Source organism: Massilia hydrophila, assembly GCF_020208145.1.
Taxonomy (GTDB): domain Bacteria; phylum Pseudomonadota; class Gammaproteobacteria; order Burkholderiales; family Burkholderiaceae_D; genus Telluria; species Telluria hydrophila.
In genome coordinates this window covers 222,467-240,798 of the sequence record NZ_JAHYBX010000003.1, presented here as the reverse complement: position 1 = coordinate 240,798, position 18,332 = coordinate 222,467, and the positions used below count along the sequence as shown (strand labels likewise).

Annotated in this window: 14 protein-coding genes; 13 read left to right on the top strand and 1 reads right to left on the bottom strand. The window is 68.5% G+C overall.

Annotated features, from left to right (window positions below; genetic code table 11):
* The first annotated feature begins 412 nt into the window (after positions 1-412).
* Positions 413-955 carry an OmpA family protein gene (locus LE190_RS10595; protein ID WP_225238660.1) on the top strand — a complete coding sequence of 181 codons (543 nt, stop codon included), beginning with the start codon at positions 413-415 and terminating at the stop codon, positions 953-955.
* Positions 956-961: 6 nt separating this feature from the next.
* Here the strand turns inward: LE190_RS10595 and LE190_RS10590 are convergent, their stop codons facing one another.
* Positions 962-2,755 (bottom strand): serine/threonine protein kinase, encoded by a 1,794-nt coding sequence (locus LE190_RS10590; protein ID WP_225238659.1) that lies wholly within the window; start codon positions 2,753-2,755, stop codon positions 962-964.
* Between the two features lie 738 nt (positions 2,756-3,493).
* Here LE190_RS10590 and tssA point away from each other — a divergent pair.
* From tssA to tagH, 12 genes are all read left to right on the top strand, one after another.
* Positions 3,494-4,543 carry a type VI secretion system protein TssA gene (gene tssA, locus LE190_RS10585; protein WP_225238658.1) on the top strand — a complete coding sequence of 350 codons (1,050 nt, stop codon included), beginning with the start codon at positions 3,494-3,496 and terminating at the stop codon, positions 4,541-4,543.
* 87 nt (positions 4,544-4,630) lie between these two features.
* Positions 4,631-5,131 carry a type VI secretion system contractile sheath small subunit gene (gene tssB, locus LE190_RS10580; RefSeq protein WP_224944368.1) on the top strand — a complete coding sequence of 167 codons (501 nt, stop codon included), beginning with the start codon at positions 4,631-4,633 and terminating at the stop codon, positions 5,129-5,131.
* Between the two features lie 22 nt (positions 5,132-5,153).
* Positions 5,154-6,641, top strand: a complete 1,488-nt coding sequence (gene tssC, locus LE190_RS10575) for a type VI secretion system contractile sheath large subunit (protein ID WP_225238657.1) — start codon at positions 5,154-5,156, stop codon at positions 6,639-6,641.
* A gap of 101 nt (positions 6,642-6,742) precedes the next feature.
* On the top strand, positions 6,743-7,240 hold the full coding sequence (locus LE190_RS10570) for an Hcp family type VI secretion system effector (protein ID WP_224944370.1): 498 nt from the start codon (positions 6,743-6,745) through the stop codon (positions 7,238-7,240).
* Between the two features lie 95 nt (positions 7,241-7,335).
* Positions 7,336-8,157, top strand: a complete 822-nt coding sequence (locus tag LE190_RS10565; RefSeq protein ID WP_225238656.1) for a type VI secretion system accessory protein TagJ — start codon at positions 7,336-7,338, stop codon at positions 8,155-8,157.
* Positions 8,150-8,662 carry a type VI secretion system baseplate subunit TssE gene (tssE, locus tag LE190_RS10560; RefSeq protein ID WP_224944374.1) on the top strand — a complete coding sequence of 171 codons (513 nt, stop codon included), beginning with the start codon at positions 8,150-8,152 and terminating at the stop codon, positions 8,660-8,662. The genes LE190_RS10565 and tssE overlap by 8 nt, the downstream gene beginning before the upstream one ends.
* Positions 8,659-10,527, top strand: a complete 1,869-nt coding sequence (tssF, locus tag LE190_RS10555; protein ID WP_225238655.1) for a type VI secretion system baseplate subunit TssF — start codon at positions 8,659-8,661, stop codon at positions 10,525-10,527. The genes tssE and tssF overlap by 4 nt, the downstream gene beginning before the upstream one ends.
* On the top strand, positions 10,512-11,540 hold the full coding sequence (gene tssG / locus LE190_RS10550; RefSeq protein ID WP_225238654.1) for a type VI secretion system baseplate subunit TssG: 1,029 nt from the start codon (positions 10,512-10,514) through the stop codon (positions 11,538-11,540). The genes tssF and tssG overlap by 16 nt, the downstream gene beginning before the upstream one ends.
* A 13-nt stretch (positions 11,541-11,553) precedes the next feature.
* Positions 11,554-14,268, top strand: a complete 2,715-nt coding sequence (gene tssH / locus LE190_RS10545; protein WP_225238653.1) for a type VI secretion system ATPase TssH — start codon at positions 11,554-11,556, stop codon at positions 14,266-14,268.
* A gap of 108 nt (positions 14,269-14,376) precedes the next feature.
* Positions 14,377-14,766 carry a DUF4280 domain-containing protein gene (locus LE190_RS10540; RefSeq protein WP_225238652.1) on the top strand — a complete coding sequence of 130 codons (390 nt, stop codon included), beginning with the start codon at positions 14,377-14,379 and terminating at the stop codon, positions 14,764-14,766.
* A 13-nt stretch (positions 14,767-14,779) separates the two neighbouring features.
* Positions 14,780-16,648, top strand: a complete 1,869-nt coding sequence (locus tag LE190_RS10535; RefSeq protein ID WP_225238651.1) for a type VI secretion system Vgr family protein — start codon at positions 14,780-14,782, stop codon at positions 16,646-16,648.
* Positions 16,649-16,679: 31 nt separating this feature from the next.
* Positions 16,680-18,320 carry a type VI secretion system-associated FHA domain protein TagH gene (gene tagH / locus LE190_RS10530; protein WP_225238650.1) on the top strand — a complete coding sequence of 547 codons (1,641 nt, stop codon included), beginning with the start codon at positions 16,680-16,682 and terminating at the stop codon, positions 18,318-18,320.
* The last annotated feature ends 12 nt before the right edge of the window (positions 18,321-18,332 follow it).

Sequence of the window (18,332 nt, the reverse complement as noted above, 5' to 3'; positions counted from 1 at the left end):
GGCAGAGATGTTGACGCTGAAACCTTGAGTGATGATTCTTGCGTCCTGAAACTTGCACGGAAGCCGTTGCGCAGAAGCGGCACAAGTCCAAAGAAACTGGTTGTCATTCGAGAAAATTGAACGTAGTCTTGAACGTACTGCGCAGTCCGCAAGCCGGAGCGCTTCTTCTTTCCTGGGTCGTTTTCTGAGGTGAAACGATGGTGGAGCAAGCGGCGTCACCTATCCAGTCGCGCCGGCGGACCGATGGCTCCGCCGCACCCGGTGCCGCGGCAGGTGGCGCCGTCCTCGTGGCGCCGGACTGGTGGCTTCCGCCGCACCCGCACCCTGCCGGCGGGCCGCTCGTCCTCAAGCGCGTGCGCGCGCTTCCATCCCTGTCTTGTGCGCCAGAACATCACTTCCCGAGGAGCTCACCATGAATGTCCGTTCCATGCTCGTGTTTTGCGCCATGCTGGCCGCCGTGCCTGCCGGTGCGCAGGATGGTCCCGTACTAAAGGAAGGCGAGGCGGATGTGAACACGCTGGTCGACGCCCTGACGCCGAAGAAGCCGGTCCGCATGCGCGGTTTCAAGATCGTGCGCGAGGACGCCGGCACGCCGGCGCCCGCCGCGGCACCGGCCAAGGCGCATCTCCTGATCACCTTCGATACCAACTCGGCCAACCTGTCGGAACGCGCCAAGACCTCGCTCGACGCGGTCGGGCAGGCACTCAGCTCGGACAAGCTTTCCGGAGCCCGCTTCGCCATCGAGGGCCACGCCGATCCGCGCGGCGGCGCGGCCGCCAACCTCAAGCTGTCGCAGCTGCGCGCCCAGTCGGTGCGCGACTACCTGGTCAACCAGTTGCAGATCGATGCGGCGCGGCTGGATGCGGTCGGCAAGGGGTCACGGGAACCGATGAACAAGGCGAACCCGCAGGCTCCGGAAAACCGGCGCGTCACCATCGTCAACCTGACGCGCTGACGGTGCCTATTCCCGGACTTCCTCGACGGTGAAGGCGGCGGCGCCGTAGTCGCCTGGGCAGGGCATCTCCAGGCAGACCGGGGTGCCGGCATACAGCGGCGCGGCCCCGGTATGCCGTCGCTGCAGCTCGGCGGCGCGCGCGAACGGGAAGGCGGAAAAGTCGCCTTCCGTCGCCATGCCCGTGGCGCTGAAGTCGCGCGGCCTGTCGGACACCATCACCAGCAAGCGGTCGGTGCCTTCCGGGCCGCTGGCCCGTAGCGGCCAGCGCGGGCGCGGCAGGTCCAGCGTCGCGCCGGCGCCGATGCGGTTCTTGCGGTCCACTGCGTTGGGAAACAGCAGGTGGAAGTCGTTTCCTTGCGCACCCACCATGTAGACGTACACGAAGCCGGCGTGCGAGGAACGCACCGAGAAGCGGATCATGTCGCGGTTGATCCGCAGGCGCGGGTTCTCCACCCGTACGCTCACCTGGCGTTCGGGGCTGGCGCCCGCCAGCACGGCATCGAGGGCCAGGGCCGGCGTCAACGCAGCCGGTACGGGCGCGGGCGCAGGCACTTGCGCCGGCGCCGCTGTGGGTGCGGGTGCTTGCCGCAGCGCGGACGCGCGCGGCGGCACCGTCTCCGCGGCCCTGCCCGCATGCGCGCCTGGCGGCTTTCCTTGCATCTCCGCGTAGGCCCACCACCCAGCCGCGCCCAGCACGACTGCGGCGCCGGCCCCGAGCAGCATGGCGCTGCCACGCGGCGCGGCGCGGGCCGGCTGCGCGGTGTCGGAGCGCGGATGCCGGCGATCGGGGTCCGGTGCCGACGTAGCATGGGGCGGTGCTGCGGGCGGCGCTGCGCGCACCGCTATCGTGTCCAGCCCGAGCAGGGCACGCAGCGCCGCCACGTCCTGGGGCCGGTCTTCCGGCCGGAACGCGAGCGCGCGGTCGATCGCTTCCAGGAAGGCGCCGCTGTAGCGCTCCGCATAACGGGCGGCGAGCGGTACGTAGGGATCCGCCATCATGCGGCTGACGGCCGGCGGCGGAGCCCGTCCGTCGATCGCGAAGTGCACCACCGAGGCCAGCGCATACAGGTCGGTCCAGGGCCCCTGGCGCATGCCCGGCATTTCCGCGTACTGCTCGATCGGCGCGTAGTTCTGCTTGAGGATCACGGTGAAGGCCTGGTTCATGTCGCCGATCGCGCGCCGCGCGGCGCCGAAATCGAGCAGTAGCGGGCGGCCTTCTTCCAGCATCAGGATGTTGTCCGGAGCGATGTCGCGGTGGAAGCACTGATGCTGGTGGATCTGGTCGAGCGCGTCGAGCAGCGGCGCGAGCAGCTGCCGCAGCCAGGCCTCGTCGGGCGCGGCGGGCAGGTCTTTCAGGGTCTGCTTCAGCGTGGCCCCGCGGTAGTAGGGCATCACCATGTAGGCGGTGCCGTTCGCTTCCCAGAAGCGGTATACCTTGACCAGCGAGGGGTGGTCGAACTGCGCCAGCAGGCGCGCTTCGTTGACGAAACTGCGCAGCCCAGCCTCGTAGCTCTCCGCATTCTGCGCCGAGCGCACGCTGACGTGGACCTCGGTCGAGCGCGCGGCGAAGGAGGGCATGTACTCCTTGAGCGCAACCTGGCGCTCGAGCGAGCTATCGTAGGCGAGATAAACGATGCCGAAGCCGCCTTCGCCCAGGATGCCGGTGATCTCGAACTCGCCCAGGCGGGTCCCGGGCGGCAAGGCATTGCTGCGCTCGTGGGCTCCGGCGGCGGCCGGCGCCGGCCCTGGCGGCGGGGCGCTGGAAAGCACAGTGCGGTCGTCTTCGGGTGAAGTGCTCATGGGAGAGGTCGCTGGCTGATGCGTGCATTATGAGCTAGTTGATAACACCAAGCCAGATCTTTTGCGCCATGATGCGGGATCAACTGTCAACAAACAGATGGGTGGATGAAATCCATGTAAATAGTGACAAATGGTATTTCCTATACTCTATTTTTCGTTGTAAATATACAAATACGAACATTCTCTTGAATTGCAATGTAAATATCCAGATAATGAACGTCATGCCATGTGCATGGCGGCGAGCCGGCGCATCAGCGCTCGCCGGCCCAGCTCCATCAGGAGAACAATAATGCGCGTCCATGCAAGCGATGTTCTTTCCGGCCCTGTCCGCGTCCAGGGCCGTGTTCCGGCATGTTTCTCTCTGTACGAGAACCTGCCTGGCAAGGCCGGCCATTTCCTGCACGGCCGCCATCACCATTCCACCCAGGTCCGTCCCGGCCGCAAGCGATAGCGGCGCTGCGCATTTTCCCTTCCTTTCGTGTCCTGTTCTGCGGCTATCCGCCGCAGCCGGAACGCTATTTGCGCCCGCACGGCCGGGCCAAGAAAGGGGAAATCAATGATTAATATCTCTGCAATTAATTTCTGCAAAAACCAATAATATTTCTTTATTCTTGATCGCTTGTTGGTATAGGATTTTTAGCGATAAAGAGCCTGCGGTAAAGGTTCACCAATAAAGGAGCAGGCCCCGGGGCTGGTTCCATCGGCAGTTTCGCCAACGCTGCATGTCGTGGAGTACGGATGAGCACTATCGACCTCGAGGCCCTGCTGTTGGAAGTCGAACCCGGCGCGCCCTGCGGGCCCGACCTGGAATACGACCCGGCCTTCCTGGCCCTGGAGCGCGAGGCGGTCGGCAAGCCCGAAGTGCAATACGGCGCGACCATCACGCCGGCCGTGCCGCCCGACTGGAAAGCGGTGCGCCGCATGGCGGGCGAGCTGCTCGGACGCAGCCGCGACCTGCGCCTGGCGCTCCACCTGCTGCGCGCCGAGCTGGCGCTGGACGGCATCGCCGGCCTGGCCGACGGCCTGGTGCTGATCGAGCGCCTGCTGGCCGAGCGCTGGGACAGCGTCCATCCGATGCTCGACAGCGACGACGGCAACGATCCGACCCTGCGCATCAATTCCCTCGCCATCCTGGCCGATGCCGGTACCCTGGTGCGCGAGCTGAAGGAGGCCAGCCTGCTGGTCCTGCCCGGGCTCGGTCCGCTCAGCATCCGCCTGCTCGAGATCGCGAACGGCGAAGCCGCCGCCGGCGACGAGGCGGAACGCGTCGCGCCGGCCTCGATCGAGCGTGCGATCGCCGACCTCGCGCCGGGTGCGCTGCCGGCGGCACTCGCGACGCTCGGCCGTGCGCTGGACGCCGCGGTCAACATCGAGGTGGGCCTGGTGCGCCAGGTGGGCAGCGCGCAGGCCCTGAACCTGGATCCGCTGGTGCGCCCGCTGCGCAAGGCGCATGAGTTCCTGGCGCGCCAGCAGGGCGCCGCGGCGCCCGTAGCCATCGCGCAGGAAGCGACGCCGGCCACCGCCGGCAGCGCGCCGGCCGCGCGCGCACGCGGCGGCAACGGGACCGATATCGCCACCCGCGACGACGTGCTGCGCACGCTCGAGCGCCTGGTCCAGTACTACCGCCAGCACGAGCCTTCGAGCCCGGTGCCGATCCTGCTCGAACGCGCCAGGCGGCTGGTGCCGATGACTTTCTTCGAGATCCTGCAGGACCTGGCGCCGGACGGCGTGGCGCAGATGGCCGTGATCCGCGGCCCCGAGCTGGCACGGCAGGATAGCGAAACGTGATCGTGAAAATAGCGGGGAACAATCGACGGGTATTGCAGGGCCGGGGCAGCAACGACAACGTGCCGTTTACACAGGGGGGTGTCAATCGTGGGTAAAGAGAGTAGCCAGAAGTTCATCGCGCGCAACCGGGCGCCGCGCGTGCAGATCGAATACGACGTCGAGGTATACGGCGCGGAAAAGAAGATCCAGCTGCCTTTCGTGATGGGGGTGATGGCCGACCTGTCGGGGCAGCCGGCCGATCCGCTGGCGCCGGTGGCCGAGCGCAAGTTCCTCGAGATCGATGTCGACAATTTCGACGAGCGCCTGAAAGCGATGAAGCCGCGCGTCGCGGTGCAGGTGCCGAACACCCTCACCGGCGAAGGCAATCTCGCGGTCGAGATGACCTTCGAGAGCATGGACGACTTCACGCCGGCCGCGGTGGCGCGCAAGGTCGGCTCGCTCAACAAGCTGCTCGAGGCGCGCACCCAGCTGTCCAACCTGATGACCTACATGGACGGCAAGACCGGGGCCGAAGACCTGATCGCCAGGCTGCTGGCGGAACCGGCGTTGATGCAGGCCCTGACCTCGGCGCCCAAGCCGCAGGCATAACCAGAACAGCGGGGAGAACACGATGGCTGAACTACAGGAAGTGATGGAACGGGACCAGGCCGGGACCGAATTGAGCGATTTCGGCAGCCTGCTGCAGAAGGAATTCAAGCCGCAGTCGGACAAGGCCCGGGAATCGGTCGAGAACGCGGTGCGCACCCTGGCCGAGCAGGCCCTCCAGGGCAGCAACGTGGTATCGGGCGACGTGCTGGCGACGATCGAAGGACTGATCGCGGAGCTGGACCGCAAGCTGAGCGAGCAGATCAACCTGATCCTGCACACGCCCGAATTCCAGAAAGTGGAGGCGGCCTGGCGCGGCCTGCACTACCTGGTCAGCAATACCGAGACCGACGAGATGCTCAAGATCCGGGTGCTGAACATCTCGAAGAACGAACTGGGCAAGACCCTCAAGAAGTTCAAGGGCACGGCCTGGGACCAGAGCCCGATCTTCAAGAAGATGTACGAGGAAGAATACGGCCAGTTCGGCGGCGAGCCCTATGGCGCGCTGGTGGCCGACTACTACTTCGACAACAGCGCGCCCGACGTCGAGCTGCTCACTGCGATGTCGAAGGTGGCCGCGGCCGCGCACGCGCCTTTCATCGCCGCCGCCGCGCCCTCGGTGATGCTGATGGAATCGTGGCAGGAACTGGCCAACCCGCGCGACCTCACCAAGATCTTCCAGACCCCGGAGCACGCCGCCTGGCGTTCCTTCCGCGAGTCCGAGGATGCGCGCTACGTGGCGCTGGCCATGCCGCGCTTCCTGGCGCGCCAGCCCTACGGGGCGCGCACCGACCCGGTCGAGGAATTCGACTTCGAGGAAGACACCTCGGCCGCGGGCAGCAGGAACTACACCTGGGCCAATGCCGCCTACGCGATGGCGGTCAACATCAACCGCTCGTTCAAGGAATACGGCTGGTGCTCGCGCATCCGCGGCATCGAGTCGGGCGGCGCCGTCGAGGGCCTGCCGGTGCATTCCTTCCCGACCGACGACGGCGGCGTCGACATGCAGTGCCCGACCGAGATCGCGATTTCCGACCGGCGCGAGGCCGAGCTGGCCGCCAACGGCTTCATGCCGCTGGTGCACAAGAAGAACACCGACTTCGCCGCCTTCATCGGCGCCCAGTCGATGCACAAGCCGGCCGAGTACGACGACCCGGATGCCACCGCCAACGCCAACCTCGCGGCGCGCCTGCCTTACCTGTTCGCCACCACGCGTTTCGCGCACTACCTGAAATGCATCGTGCGCGACAAGCTCGGCTCGTTCAAGGAAAAGGACGAGATGCAGCGCTGGCTGACCAAGTGGATCATGCAGTACGTCGATGGCGACCCGGCCAGTTCGAGCGAATCGACCAAGGCCAGGAAGCCGCTGGCGGCGGCCGAGGTCGTGCTGGAGGAAGTCGAAGGCAACCCGGGCTACTACACGTCCAAGTTCTTCCTGCGGCCACACTACCAGCTCGAGGGCCTGACCGTGTCGCTGCGGCTGGTCTCGAAGCTGCCGTCGGCCAAGGCCTGAATTACCTGTTGTCGAGTGGGCGCGGGCGGGTGGGCCGTCCGCGCATAGGGGTGTGCAACCACGCCGGGCCTTCGTGCGCCCGGCAATAACCGGAGAGTGACATGGCATTGGATATGTTCATCAATATGGGCGGCGCCATCAAGGGCGAGTCGCGCGACAAGGAGCAGGGTGCGAAGGGCGACATCGACATCCTCGCCTGGAGCTGGGGAATGAGCCAGTCGGGCACCACCCACACGGGCGGCGGCGGCGGCGCGGGCAAGGCCAACTTCCAGGACCTGTCCTTCACCAAGTACATCGACAGCTCGTCGAACGCGCTGATGAACGCGCTGGCCAAGGGCAGCCACATCGAGAAGGCGGAGCTGCTGGTGCGCAAGGCAGGCGAGGGCCAGCACAAGTACATCCTGATCACGATGGAAGAGGTGCTGGTGACCTCGATCTCGACCGGCGGCAGCGGCGGCGAAGACCGCCTCACCGAAAACGTGACCCTGAACTTCGGCAAGGTCAGCTTCGCCTACACGCCACAGGACAGCAAGGGCACGGTGGCGGGCGACAAGACCTTCACCTGGAACATCGCCGAGAACCACGGCAACGTGGCCTGAGCGGCCCGATTCCGCGCGCTGCGCCCGCAGGCGGCGGGGCGCGCGGCGACTCCAGCACCATCCACCATGGGCCGCGCCGCGGCCGGGAGATTCGAATGCTTGCGCAACAGCTTGTCCGTGAAGGGGATCTCGGCGCCGCGCTGGCCGCGCTGCAGGACGCGGTCCGCAAGGATGCCGCGAACGCGAAGCTGCGCGTGTTCCTGTTCCAGCTGCTGGCCGTGATGGGGCAGTGGCCGCGCGCCCTGGTCCAGCTCAAGGTCGCCGGCGAGCTCGATGCCGCCACCCTGCCGATGGTGCAGACCTACCGGGCGGCGATCCAGTGCGAGGCCCTGCGCGCCGACATCTTCGCAGGCCTGCGCATGCCGCTCGTGTTCGGCGAACCGCAGCCTTGGCTGGCGCAGCTGATCGAGGCCCTGAAGCACGATGCGTCCGACCCGGCACGCGCCGCCGATGCGCGTGCCCAGGCCCTGGACGCGGCCCCCGCCTCGGCGGGGAGCATCGACGGCACCCGCTTCGCCTGGCTGGCCGACGCCGACCTGCGCCTGGGCCCGGTGCTGGAAGCGATCGTCGATGGCCGCTATTTCTGGATTCCCCTGTGCCGCATCCGCCACATCGCTTTCGAAGCGCCGGCCGACCTGCGCGACACTGTCTGGAGCCCGGCCAGCTTCACCTGGTCCAATGGCGCCGGCAGCGTGGGCCTGGTGCCGGCGCGCTACAGCGGCACCGCCGCCAGCGGCGACGACGGCCTGCTGCTCGGGCGCCGCACCGAATGGCGCGGCGAGGAAGTGCTGGGCCAGCGCATGTTCGTCAGCGATGCCGGCGACCATCCGCTGCTCGATGCACGCGAGATCGCCTTCGATGCCGTGCTGGAGGACGGCGCGGATACCGACAAGGCCGAGGTGGCGCAGCATGGCTGAACTGGCGCCCAGGGAGCGGCTGCAGCCTTCGCTGCTGGACCGCCTCACCGACGAGGAGCCCGGTACCCAGGCCGAGCCGCGCGAACGCCGCGTGCTGTCGCTGCGCACCCTGCGCGAAGGCGTGCTGCGCGACCTGGCCTGGCTGCTCAATACCACCTGCCTGCTGTCGTCCATGGATGCGCCGCGCCTGCCGCACCTGTCCAATTCCGTGCTCAACTACGGCGTGCCCGACCTGTCGGGCAATTCGATCGCCAACCTGAACCTGCCGCGCCTGGAACGCGCGATCCGCCAGGCGATCTGGGACTTCGAGCCGCGCCTGGTGCGCGGCACCGTGAGCGTGCGCGCGCTGGCCGACGCCGGCGTCGAGCACAACAAGCTCGGTTTCGAGATCGAGGCCGACATGTGGGCCCAGCCCTATCCGGAGCGGCTCTATCTCAAGACCGAGCTCGACCTGGAACGCGGCGCCGTGACCCTGGTCGAAAGCGGCGCCAGGAGCCACGCATGAACCCGCGCCTGCTGCGTTACTACAGCCAGGAACTGCAGCACCTGCGCGAGATGGGCGGCGAGTTCGCCCAGGCCTATCCGAAGATCGCCGGCCGCCTCGGCCTGGACGGTTTCGAGTGTGCCGACCCTTACGTCGAGCGCCTGCTGGAAGGCTTCAGCTTCCTGGCCGCGCGGGTACAGATGAAGATCGACGCCGAGTTTCCCCGCTTCACCCAGCACCTGGCCGAGCTGGTGTATCCGCAGTTCCTGGCGCCCACGCCCTCGATGGCGGTGGTGCAGCTGCAGCCCGACCTCGGCAACCCGGCCCTGCAGAAGGGTTTCCGGGTGCCGCGTGGCAGCGCCATGCGCAGCGTGCTGGGCAAGGGCGACAACACCGCCTGCGAATACCGCAGCGCCCATGCGCTGACCCTGTGGCCGGTCGAACTGCTCGAGGCCAGGTTCTTCACCATCGGCGGCCTGCAGGCGGGCGTGCAGCTGCCGCCGGCGGCTAAGGCCGGGATCCGGCTGCGCCTGCGCACCAGCGCCCCCGCCTTCCGCGACCTGCCGCTCGATTGCCTCGGCCTGCACCTGCGCGGGGCCGATGCGCTGCCGCTGCGTATCTACGAACTGCTGCTGGGCGCGATCGAAGGGGTGCTGGTCACGCCGGTGGCGCGGCCCGCCGCCTGGCACGTGCTGCTGCCGAAGACGGCGCTGCGCGCCCGCGGCTTCCAGGACGAGGATGCGCTGCTGCCCGGCGCGCGCCGCAGCTTCGCCGGCTACCGCCTGCTGCAGGAATACTTCGCCTTCCCCCAGCGCTACCAGTTCGTCGACCTGTGCGGGCTGCAGGCGGCGCTGCGGCGCTGTCCTGAGCAAGAAGTGGAGCTCACCATCCTGCTCAGGCAGGGTGACGCCCAGCTCGAAAAGACCCTGGATGCCAGCCACCTGGCGCTGCACTGCACGCCGGTGGTCAACCTGTTCGAGCGCCGCGCCGACCGTATCAACCTGACCGGCGAGCAGTTCGAGTACCACGTGCTGGTGGACCGTACCCGCCCGCTCGACTACGAGGTGTACAGCGTCGAATCGGTCACCGGCTATGGCAGCGGGCCGGAGGCCGAGCAGGGCTTCCGGCCCTTCTACACGGCGCGCGACCTGGCCGGCGGCGACGCCGCCCAGGCCTATTTCCAGGTGCGCCGCGAGCCGCGCATGCTGTCCCAGCGCCAGCGGCGCGACGGGCCGCGCTCGAGCTACGTCGGCAGCGAGACCTTCGTCGCGATCGTTGATGCGGCCCAGGCACCTTATTCGAGCGCACTGCGCCAGCTCGGGCTGGGCGTGCTGTGCACCAACCGCGACCTGCCGCTGGCGATGCCGATCGGGACCGGCAAGACCGATTTCATCCTCGATGCCGGAGCGCCGGTGAGCGCCGTGCGCTGCGTGGCAGGACCGAGCCAGCCGCTGCCTTCCTTCGCCGAGGGCAGCGCTACCTGGCGCCTGCTGAACCACCTGTCGCTGAACTACCTGTCGCTGCTCGATACCGATGCCGAGCAGGGCGCGGTGGCCCTGCGCGAGCTGCTGGCCCTGTATTGCGCTCCGGCCGACCTGCACGGTCAGCGCCAGGTCGAGGGCCTGCGCTCGGTGAGCGCGAAAGCGGTCACGCGCCGCATGCCTTCTCCGGGGCCGATCACCTTCGGCCGCGGGATCGAAATCAGCCTGCTCTTCGACGACGCCGCCTTCGAGGGCAGCAATGCCTTCCTGCTGGGCGCCGTGCTGTCCGAGTTCTTCACCGAATACGTGTCGGTCAACGCCTTCACCGAGACGGTGGTCAGGACGCTGGCGCGCGGTCCCATCATGCGCTGGCCGGCCAGGGGAGGCGCATGCGCGATCCTATAGCGCTCGAGGCCGAGCTCGAAGCAAGGTCCGCCCGCATGGATTTCTTCCAGGTGCTGCGCCTGGTCGAGAATGCGCATCCGCAGCTGCCGCGCATCGGCAGCTCGCTGCGCCCGCGCGACGATGCGCTGCGGCTCGGCCAGGACCCTTCGCTGTGCTTCCACCCGGCGGCGCTCGGACAATTCCTGAGGAGCGGCCCCGACGCGCGTGCGCGCCTGGCGGTGAACTTCTTCGGCCTGCTGGGCGCCAACGGCCCGCTGCCACTCCACCTGACCGAATACGTGCGCGACCGCCTGCGTCAGGGCGGCGATCCGACCCTGCTGGCCTTCCTCGACGTGTTCCACCACCGGCTGCTGTCGCTGTTCTACCGCGCGCGCGCCAGCGCCGAGCCGGTGGTCAGCCTGGACCGCGCGGGCCCGGACGGCGACCGTTTCTCGGTGTTCGTCGGCAGCCTGTTCGGCATCGGCAGCCCGGCCCTGCGCGAGCGCGACGCCATCGGCGACTTCGCCAAGCTGCATTTCGCTGGCCTGCTGGCCAGGCGCGCGCGCCCGGCCGCCGGCCTGGCCTGCATCCTGCGCGCCTACTTCGGGCTGCCGCTGCGCATCGAGCAGTTCGTCGGCCACTGGATGGCGCTGCCGGAGGAGGTGCAGAGCCGCATCGGCGCCGGCACTGCCGGCGAGGGCAACCGGCTGGGCAGCTCGCTGGTACTCGGGCGCAAGGTGTGGGATTGCCAGAACAAGTTCCGCATCGTGCTCGGGCCGCTCGGCTACGAGGACTACCAGCGCTTCATGCCCGGCGGGGACAGCCTGCGGCGCCTGCTGGCCTGGGTGCGCAGCTATTGCGGCCTGGCGCTCGACTGGGAGGTGCGCCTGGTCCTGGAGCGGGACGAGCGCCCGCCGCTGCGCCTGGGCGGGCCGACCCGGCTCGGCTGGAGCAGCTGGCTGGCCAGCACCGCGGCGGCAGGCGCGCTGGACGGCATGCGCATCGGCCGCGCCGGCATCGAATCACGACACTAGACAGGGGAAGATCATGGCGGACATCAGCCGCGTCGCATTGTTCGGCAAGTTGAACGGCCTATGCTACCGGGCGATCGAAAGCAGTACCGTGTTCTGCAAGCTGCGCGGGAATCCCTACGTCGAGCTGGTGCACTGGCTGCACCAGATCCTGCAACTGCCCGATTCCGACCTGCTGCGCATCATCAAGCACTATGAGCTCGATGGCGCGGTCCTGGCGCGCGACCTCACCGCCGCGCTCGACCGCCTGCCACGCGGCGCGAGCTCGGTCACCGACCTGTCCTCGCAGGTCGAGGAAGCGGTCGAGCGGGCCTGGGTGTACGGCACCCTGCTGTTCGGCGAGTCGGCAGTGCGTTCGGGCCACCTGGTGGTCGGCATGCTCAAGACCAGTTCCCTGCGCAACGCCCTGTACGGCCTGTCGAAGCAGTTCGAACGCATCAAGGCGGAGCAGCTGGGCGACAGTTTCGCGCAGCTGCTGGCGGCGTCGCCGGAAGCGCAGATGGGGGCCACCGACGGCTACACCGGCGGGACCGCGGCGGCGCCGGGCGAAGCATCGGGCGCGATCGCCCCGGCCGCGATGGGCAAGCAGGAGGCGCTAAAAAAATTTACGGTCGACCTCACGGCGCAGGCCCGGGAAGGGAAGATGGACCCGATCGTCGGACGCGACGACGAGATCCGGCAGATGGTCGACATCCTGATGCGGCGGCGCCAGAACAACCCGATCATGATCGGCGAGGCTGGGGTGGGCAAGACGGCGGTGGTCGAAGGCTTCGCCCAGCGCATTGCGCGCGGCGACGTGCCGCCCTCCCTGAAGGAGGTCGAGCTGCGCACGCTCGACGTCGGCCTGCTGCAGGCCGGCGCCAGCATGAAGGGCGAGTTCGAGCAGCGCCTGCGTTCGGTGATCGATGAGGTGCAGGCGGCCAGCCGCCCGATCATCCTGTTCATCGACGAGACCCACACGCTGGTCGGCGCGGGCGGTGCGGCCGGCACCGGCGACGCCGCCAACCTGCTGAAACCCGCGCTGGCCCGCGGCACCCTGCGCACCATCGGCGCCACCACCTTCGCCGAGTACAAGAAACACATCGAGAAGGACCCGGCCCTGACCCGGCGCTTCCAGTCGATCCAGGTCGACGAGCCGGGCGAGGAGCGGGCGATCCTGATGATGCGAGGCCTGGCCTCCACCATGGAACGCCACCACAAGGTGCAGATCCTGGACGAAGCGCTGGAAGCGGCTGTCAGGCTGAGCCACCGCTACATCCCGGCGCGCCAGCTGCCCGACAAGGCGGTCAGCCTGATCGACACCGCCTGCGCGCGGGTGGCGGTGAGCCTGCACGCCACGCCGCCCGAGGTCGACGACAGCCGCAAGCGCATCGAGGCGCTGGAAACGGAGCTGGCCATCATCCGCCGCGAGGAAGCGATCGGGATCGAGACCGCCAGGCGCGCGGCCGACGCCAACGACCTGCTGGGCGAGGAGCGCACGCGCCTGGCGGCGCTGGAAGAACGCTGGAACGGCGAACGCGCCCTGGTCGACCGCCTGCTGGCCCTGCGCGCCCGGTTGCGCGAGGGCGGCCAGCCGGTGGAAGGCACCGGCAGCCGGCTGGAAAGCGCGGCGCAGGCGGAGGCGCCACTGGCGCCGGAAGGGCGCGCCGGCCTGCTCGACGAGCTGCGCGGCGTGCAGGCCGAGCTGGCCGCGCTGCAGGGCGAGCACCCGCTGATCCTGCCCACGGTCGACTACCAGGCGGTGGCCGCGGTGGTCGGCGACTGGACCGGGATTCCGGTCGGGCGCATGGCGAAGAACGAAATGGAGACCATCCTCAACATCGCCGCCACGCTGGCCGAGCGCGTGATCGGCCAGGACCACGCGATGGACATGATCGCCAAGCGCATCCAGACCTCGCGCGCGGGGCTGGACAACCCGGGCAAGCCGGTCGGGGTGTTCATGCTGGCCGGCACCTCGGGCGTGGGCAAGACCGAGACCGCGCTGGCGCTGGCCGAAGCGCTCTACGGGGGCGAGCAGAACCTCATCACGATCAACATGAGCGAGTACCAGGAAGCGCACACGGTGTCCACCCTGAAGGGTGCGCCGCCGGGCTACGTCGGCTATGGCGAGGGCGGGGTGCTGACCGAGGCGGTGCGGCGCAAGCCGTATTCGGTGGTGCTGCTCGACGAGGTGGAAAAGGCGCATCCGGACGTGCACGAGATCTTCTTCCAGGTGTTCGACAAGGGCTTCATGGAAGACGGGGAAGGGCGCTTCATCGACTTCAAGAACACCCTGATCATCCTCACCACGAACGCGGGCACCGAGCTTATTGCGGGCCTGTGCCGCGATCCGGACCTGATGCCCGACCCGGAAGGCATGGCCAAGGCCCTGCGCGAGCCGCTGCTGAAGGTGTTCCCGCCAGCGCTGCTGGGACGCCTGGTGACGATTCCCTACTACCCGCTGTCGGACGAGATGCTGGGCCGCATCGTGCGCCTGCAGCTGGACCGCATCAAGAAGCGGGTCGAGGCGCGCTACAAGATCCCCTTCACCTATACCGACGCGGTGGTGAAGCTGGTGGTATCGCGCTGTACCGAGAGCGAATCGGGAGGTCGGATGATCGATGCGATCCTGACAAATACCATGCTGCCAGATATCAGCCGCGAATTCCTGACCCGGATGATGCAGGGCGAAGCGGTGGGCGCGGTCGCGGTCGACGCGCAGGACGGTGCGCTGGCCTACCGGTTCGGTTGAAGCCGGGGTGGGAACGAGCTGTTGCATCCGCCAGCAAGGCGTTGCAGCCTTGAGGATCTTGCTCCATACTTCATGAACAAAATGCGGCACGGCACAGGGGAGACGATCATGCCGAATCAGGTGTCGATGGGAGCGATGATGAGCTGCAGCTTCGGCGCGGCGCCTTCCTCGCTGGTGGTCCCGCCCAACAACAAGGTACTGTGCGAAGGTCCGCCCGCGGCCAACATCATGGACCACAAGCCGATGCTCAACATCCTTCCCTTCGGCATGTGCAGCTCGCTCGCCAACCCGGCGGTGGCGTCCGCCACCGCGGCCGCCATGGGCGCGCTCACGCCGATGCCCTGCGTGCCGGCCACCGGCGCGCCATGGGTGACGGGGGCGCCCACGGTCCTCATCGCCGGCATGCCCGCGCTCGACAACGTGGCGAAGTGCTTCTGCAACTGGGGCGGGGTGATCAGCTTCATCCACCCCGGCACCGCCATCACCATGATTCCTTGACGGGCGCACCGACATGGATGCCATCCAGGCGAATCGCGAAGTCAGCGTCAGGACCGGGCTCGGGGACGACGTGCTGCTGTTCGCCGGCATGCGCGGAACCGAGGCGCTGGGACGGCTGTCCGAGTTCAGCGTGCAGCTGCTCTCGAGCGACGCCAGCCTGGATATCGGCGCGGTGCTGGGCAAGCCGCTGACGGTGTCGGTCGCCACCAGCGAGCATGGCGAGCTGCGCCACTTCAACGGCATCGTCACACGCTTCGCGAACACCGGCTGGCAGGGCGAATTCGCCAGCTACGAAGCCACCGTCCACCCCTGGACATGGCTGCTCACGCGCAGCGCGGACTGCCGCATCTTCCAGGACATGACCGTGCCGGACATCGTCAAGCAGGTGTGCGCGGCCTATGGCGGCGCGGCCAGCCTGTCGGTGACGGCCCTCAGCGGCGACTATCCGCCATTGCCGTACTGCGTGCAGTACCGCGAGACCGATTTCGACTTCGTCTGCCGCCTGCTGGAAGGCGCCGGCATCTATTTCTACTTTACGCATAGCGCGGAGCGGCACACGATGGTGCTGGCCGACTCGGGCAGCGCGCACGCGGCGATCGGAGGCTATGGCGGCCTGAAGTTCGCGCGCGCCGCGCGCCGCGAGAAGTGGGCCGAGGAGAGCGTGTCGGCATGGTCGACCGGCGGCGAGATCGCCAGTAGCAAGGTGGTGCTGCAGGACTTCGATTTCGAGAAGACCGGCAGTTGCCGCAGCGGCGGCCTGCTGGCCTCGGCGAACATCACCGCCGGCTTCGAGCAGCCTTCCTACGAGATATTCGACTACCCGGGCGGGTACACGGCGGCCGCCGATGGCGGCGCCCGGGCGCGCGCCCGCATCGAATGCCTGCACGGCCAGTGCGAACGGATCGAGGCGACGACCGACGCCCGCGGCCTGTATCCGGGCGGCCTGTTCACGCTGGCCGAGCATCCGCGCGACGACCAGAACCGCGCCTACCTGCTCACCTCGGCCCAGTACGACATCGTTGGCAACGCCTACGCCAGCGGTGGGGGCGGCTTCGTGTTTTCCTGCCGGATCGGCGCCATCGGCAACCAGCATCCCTACCGGCCGCTTCCCAGCGTGCCACGGCCGCGCGTCTACGGGCCGCAGACGGCGATCGTGGTCGGCAAGGCGGGCGAGGAGATCTGGACCGACCGGTATGGCCGCGTCAAGGTGCAGTTCCACTGGGACCGCGTGGGCGAGGACGACGACCGCAGCTCGTGCTGGGTGCGGGTGGCTCAGGGCTGGGCCGGCAAGGGCTGGGGCGCGATGGCGGTGCCGCGCATCGGCATGGAGGTGGTGGTCAGCTTCCTCGAGGGCGACCCCGACCGGCCGCTGGTGACCGGCTGCGTGTACAACTCCGACACCATGCCGCCCTATGACTTGCCGCAGCACCAGACCCGGGCGACGGTCAAGAGCCAGTCCTCGAAAGGCGGCGGCGGCTTCAACGAGCTGCGCTTTGAGGACAAGAAGGGAGAGGAAGAGGTGTACATGCACGCCGAGCGCGACTTCTTGCGGGTGGTGCAGAACAACGACGCGCTGAAGGTCGGCTTCGAGAAGGCGGACCAGGGCAACCAGACGATCGACATCAAGAACGACCAGGCGCTAACCATCGGCAACGACCAGACCGTGGGCATCGACGGCAAGCAGGTCGTCAAGGTCGGCACCACCATCGTGATCGAGGCCGGCACTTCGATCGAGCTGAAGGTGGGCGCCAGCAGCATCAAGATCGAGGCGGCCAAGGTCACCATCAAGTCGCCCGAGATCGAGCTTGCCGCCGATGCGAATGCCACGCTCAAGGCCGGCGCGCTGGTCACGATCGGCGGCGCGCTGGTGAAGATCAACTGACGGAACGCGGACCGGAACAGGCAAGGATGCGATGCTGCTGACCCTGAGAATCCTGACCTATCGGCACCAGCCGGTGCCCCCCGCGCCGGCCGTGCGCTTCGATGCCCAGGGCGGCCAGATCGGCCGCGCGCCCGACAACACCCTGGTACTGGACGACCCCAGCAAGTACATTTCGCGCATCCATGCCCGGGTGGGTGTGCAGGACGGCGCCTTCGTGCTCGAGGACCTGGGCAGCAACCCCAGCGTCGTCAACGACCGCCCGCTGGGCAAGGGCTGCCAGGTTGCGCTCGCCCACGGCGACCGGGTGCAGATCGGCGACTACCTGCTGCAGGCGGTGCTGGAGGCGATGCCGGAAGCGCCAGCCCTGGCCCCGGCCCCGCCCAACGACACCGCGCTGCCGCTGTTCGAGCCGCCGGCCCCGGCGCCGCGGCTGCCGCTGCCGCCGCTGGAACCGGTGCCGGCGCCAACGGTGCATGCGGCAGCGGCAGCGGCAGCGGCAGCGGCAGCGGCGACATTCGCGGAACCCGCTTTCCTCGACCCGCTGGCCGGCGGCAGCCTGCTCGACGTCGCCCCGGAACAGCTGGCCGGCCACGACGATCCGCTGGGCCTGAACCTGTTCGCGCCGGCGCCGGCGCCAGGCAGGCCCGCGCGTGCGGCCGAGAGCGACCACGTGTCGCCCGAACTGGCGGCGCTGGGGCATGCGCTGCCGGCGCAGGCAAGGCATCCGGTGCCGGTGGCCCCGTCCGCGCCGCTGGTGCCGCGAATGCCGCGTGGCGGCTTTGCCATTCCCGACGACTACGATCCGCTGGCCGACCTGCTCGCGCCGCGCACACCGTCGGAGCCAGCGCCGCAGCCGCCGCTGGCGGATGTCTCCGTGCTCCCCGACGTTCCGCCATGCGATCCGGCACCGGACGCCGTAGCGCCGCCCGTGCCGGAGGCAATGGCAGCCAGCCAGCCTGCTGTCGACTCCGAACCCTGGCGCGAGGCGCCGCACGCCCCGTCCGCATCGCCTCCCGCGGCTCCCGCCGCTCCCGCAGCACCGGCAGCACCGGCAGCACCGGGCGCGGCCGACGCCTCCGGCGACGCCGTGCTGGCCGCGCTGCTGCGCGGCCTCGGCCTGCCGGGGCTGCAGCTGCAGCGTCCCGCCATCGAGGTGGCCGAGACCGTGGGCGCCATGCTGCGCGAAGCGACCGCCGGCACCATCGACGTGCTGATGGCGCGCGCGCTCACCAAGAAGGAGAGCCGGATCGACATGACCATGCTGTCGGTGCGCGCCAACAATCCGCTCAAGTTCTTCCCCCATGCCGAGGGGGCGCTGACCCAGATGCTGACCGGGTCGATGAGCGGCTACCTGGAGCCGGTGGAGGCGGTGGCGGGCGCCTTCGACGACCTGCGCGCGCACGAACTGGCGGTGATCGCCGGCATGCGCGCGGCGCTGGCGGCCGTGCTGCACCGCTTCGACCCGGCCAGCATCGAGGCGCGCCTGGCCGAGCCGAAGGCGCTGGACAAGCTGCTCGTCTCCAGCCGCAAGGCGCGGATGTGGGACCGGCTGGTCGAGCTGTACGGCGAGATCGCGCGCGAGGCCGAGGACGACCTGCAGCGCCTGTACGGCGAAAAATTTTCGGAAGCGTACGAGGAGCAGGTGGAACGCCTGCGCCAGGCCAGGCGCTAGCACGCGCCCATT

Bases quoted from the DNA above. Each gene is read 5' to 3' on its own strand.
- LE190_RS10595 (WP_225238660.1), top strand. From the start codon at position 413: ATGAATGTCCGTTCCATGCTCGTGTTTTGCGCCATGCTGGCCGCCGTG.
- LE190_RS10590 (WP_225238659.1), bottom strand. From the start codon at position 2,755: ATGAGCACTTCACCCGAAGACGACCGCACTGTGCTTTCCAGCGCCCCG.
- tssA (WP_225238658.1), top strand. From the start codon at position 3,494: ATGAGCACTATCGACCTCGAGGCCCTGCTGTTGGAAGTCGAACCCGGC.
- tssC (WP_225238657.1), top strand. From the start codon at position 5,154: ATGGCTGAACTACAGGAAGTGATGGAACGGGACCAGGCCGGGACCGAA.
- LE190_RS10570 (WP_224944370.1), top strand. From the start codon at position 6,743: ATGGCATTGGATATGTTCATCAATATGGGCGGCGCCATCAAGGGCGAG.
- LE190_RS10565 (WP_225238656.1), top strand. From the start codon at position 7,336: ATGCTTGCGCAACAGCTTGTCCGTGAAGGGGATCTCGGCGCCGCGCTG.
- tssE (WP_224944374.1), top strand. From the start codon at position 8,150: ATGGCTGAACTGGCGCCCAGGGAGCGGCTGCAGCCTTCGCTGCTGGAC.
- tssF (WP_225238655.1), top strand. From the start codon at position 8,659: ATGAACCCGCGCCTGCTGCGTTACTACAGCCAGGAACTGCAGCACCTG.
- tssG (WP_225238654.1), top strand. From the start codon at position 10,512: ATGCGCGATCCTATAGCGCTCGAGGCCGAGCTCGAAGCAAGGTCCGCC.
- tssH (WP_225238653.1), top strand. From the start codon at position 11,554: ATGGCGGACATCAGCCGCGTCGCATTGTTCGGCAAGTTGAACGGCCTA.
- LE190_RS10540 (WP_225238652.1), top strand. From the start codon at position 14,377: ATGCCGAATCAGGTGTCGATGGGAGCGATGATGAGCTGCAGCTTCGGC.
- LE190_RS10535 (WP_225238651.1), top strand. From the start codon at position 14,780: ATGGATGCCATCCAGGCGAATCGCGAAGTCAGCGTCAGGACCGGGCTC.
- tagH (WP_225238650.1), top strand. From the start codon at position 16,680: ATGCTGCTGACCCTGAGAATCCTGACCTATCGGCACCAGCCGGTGCCC.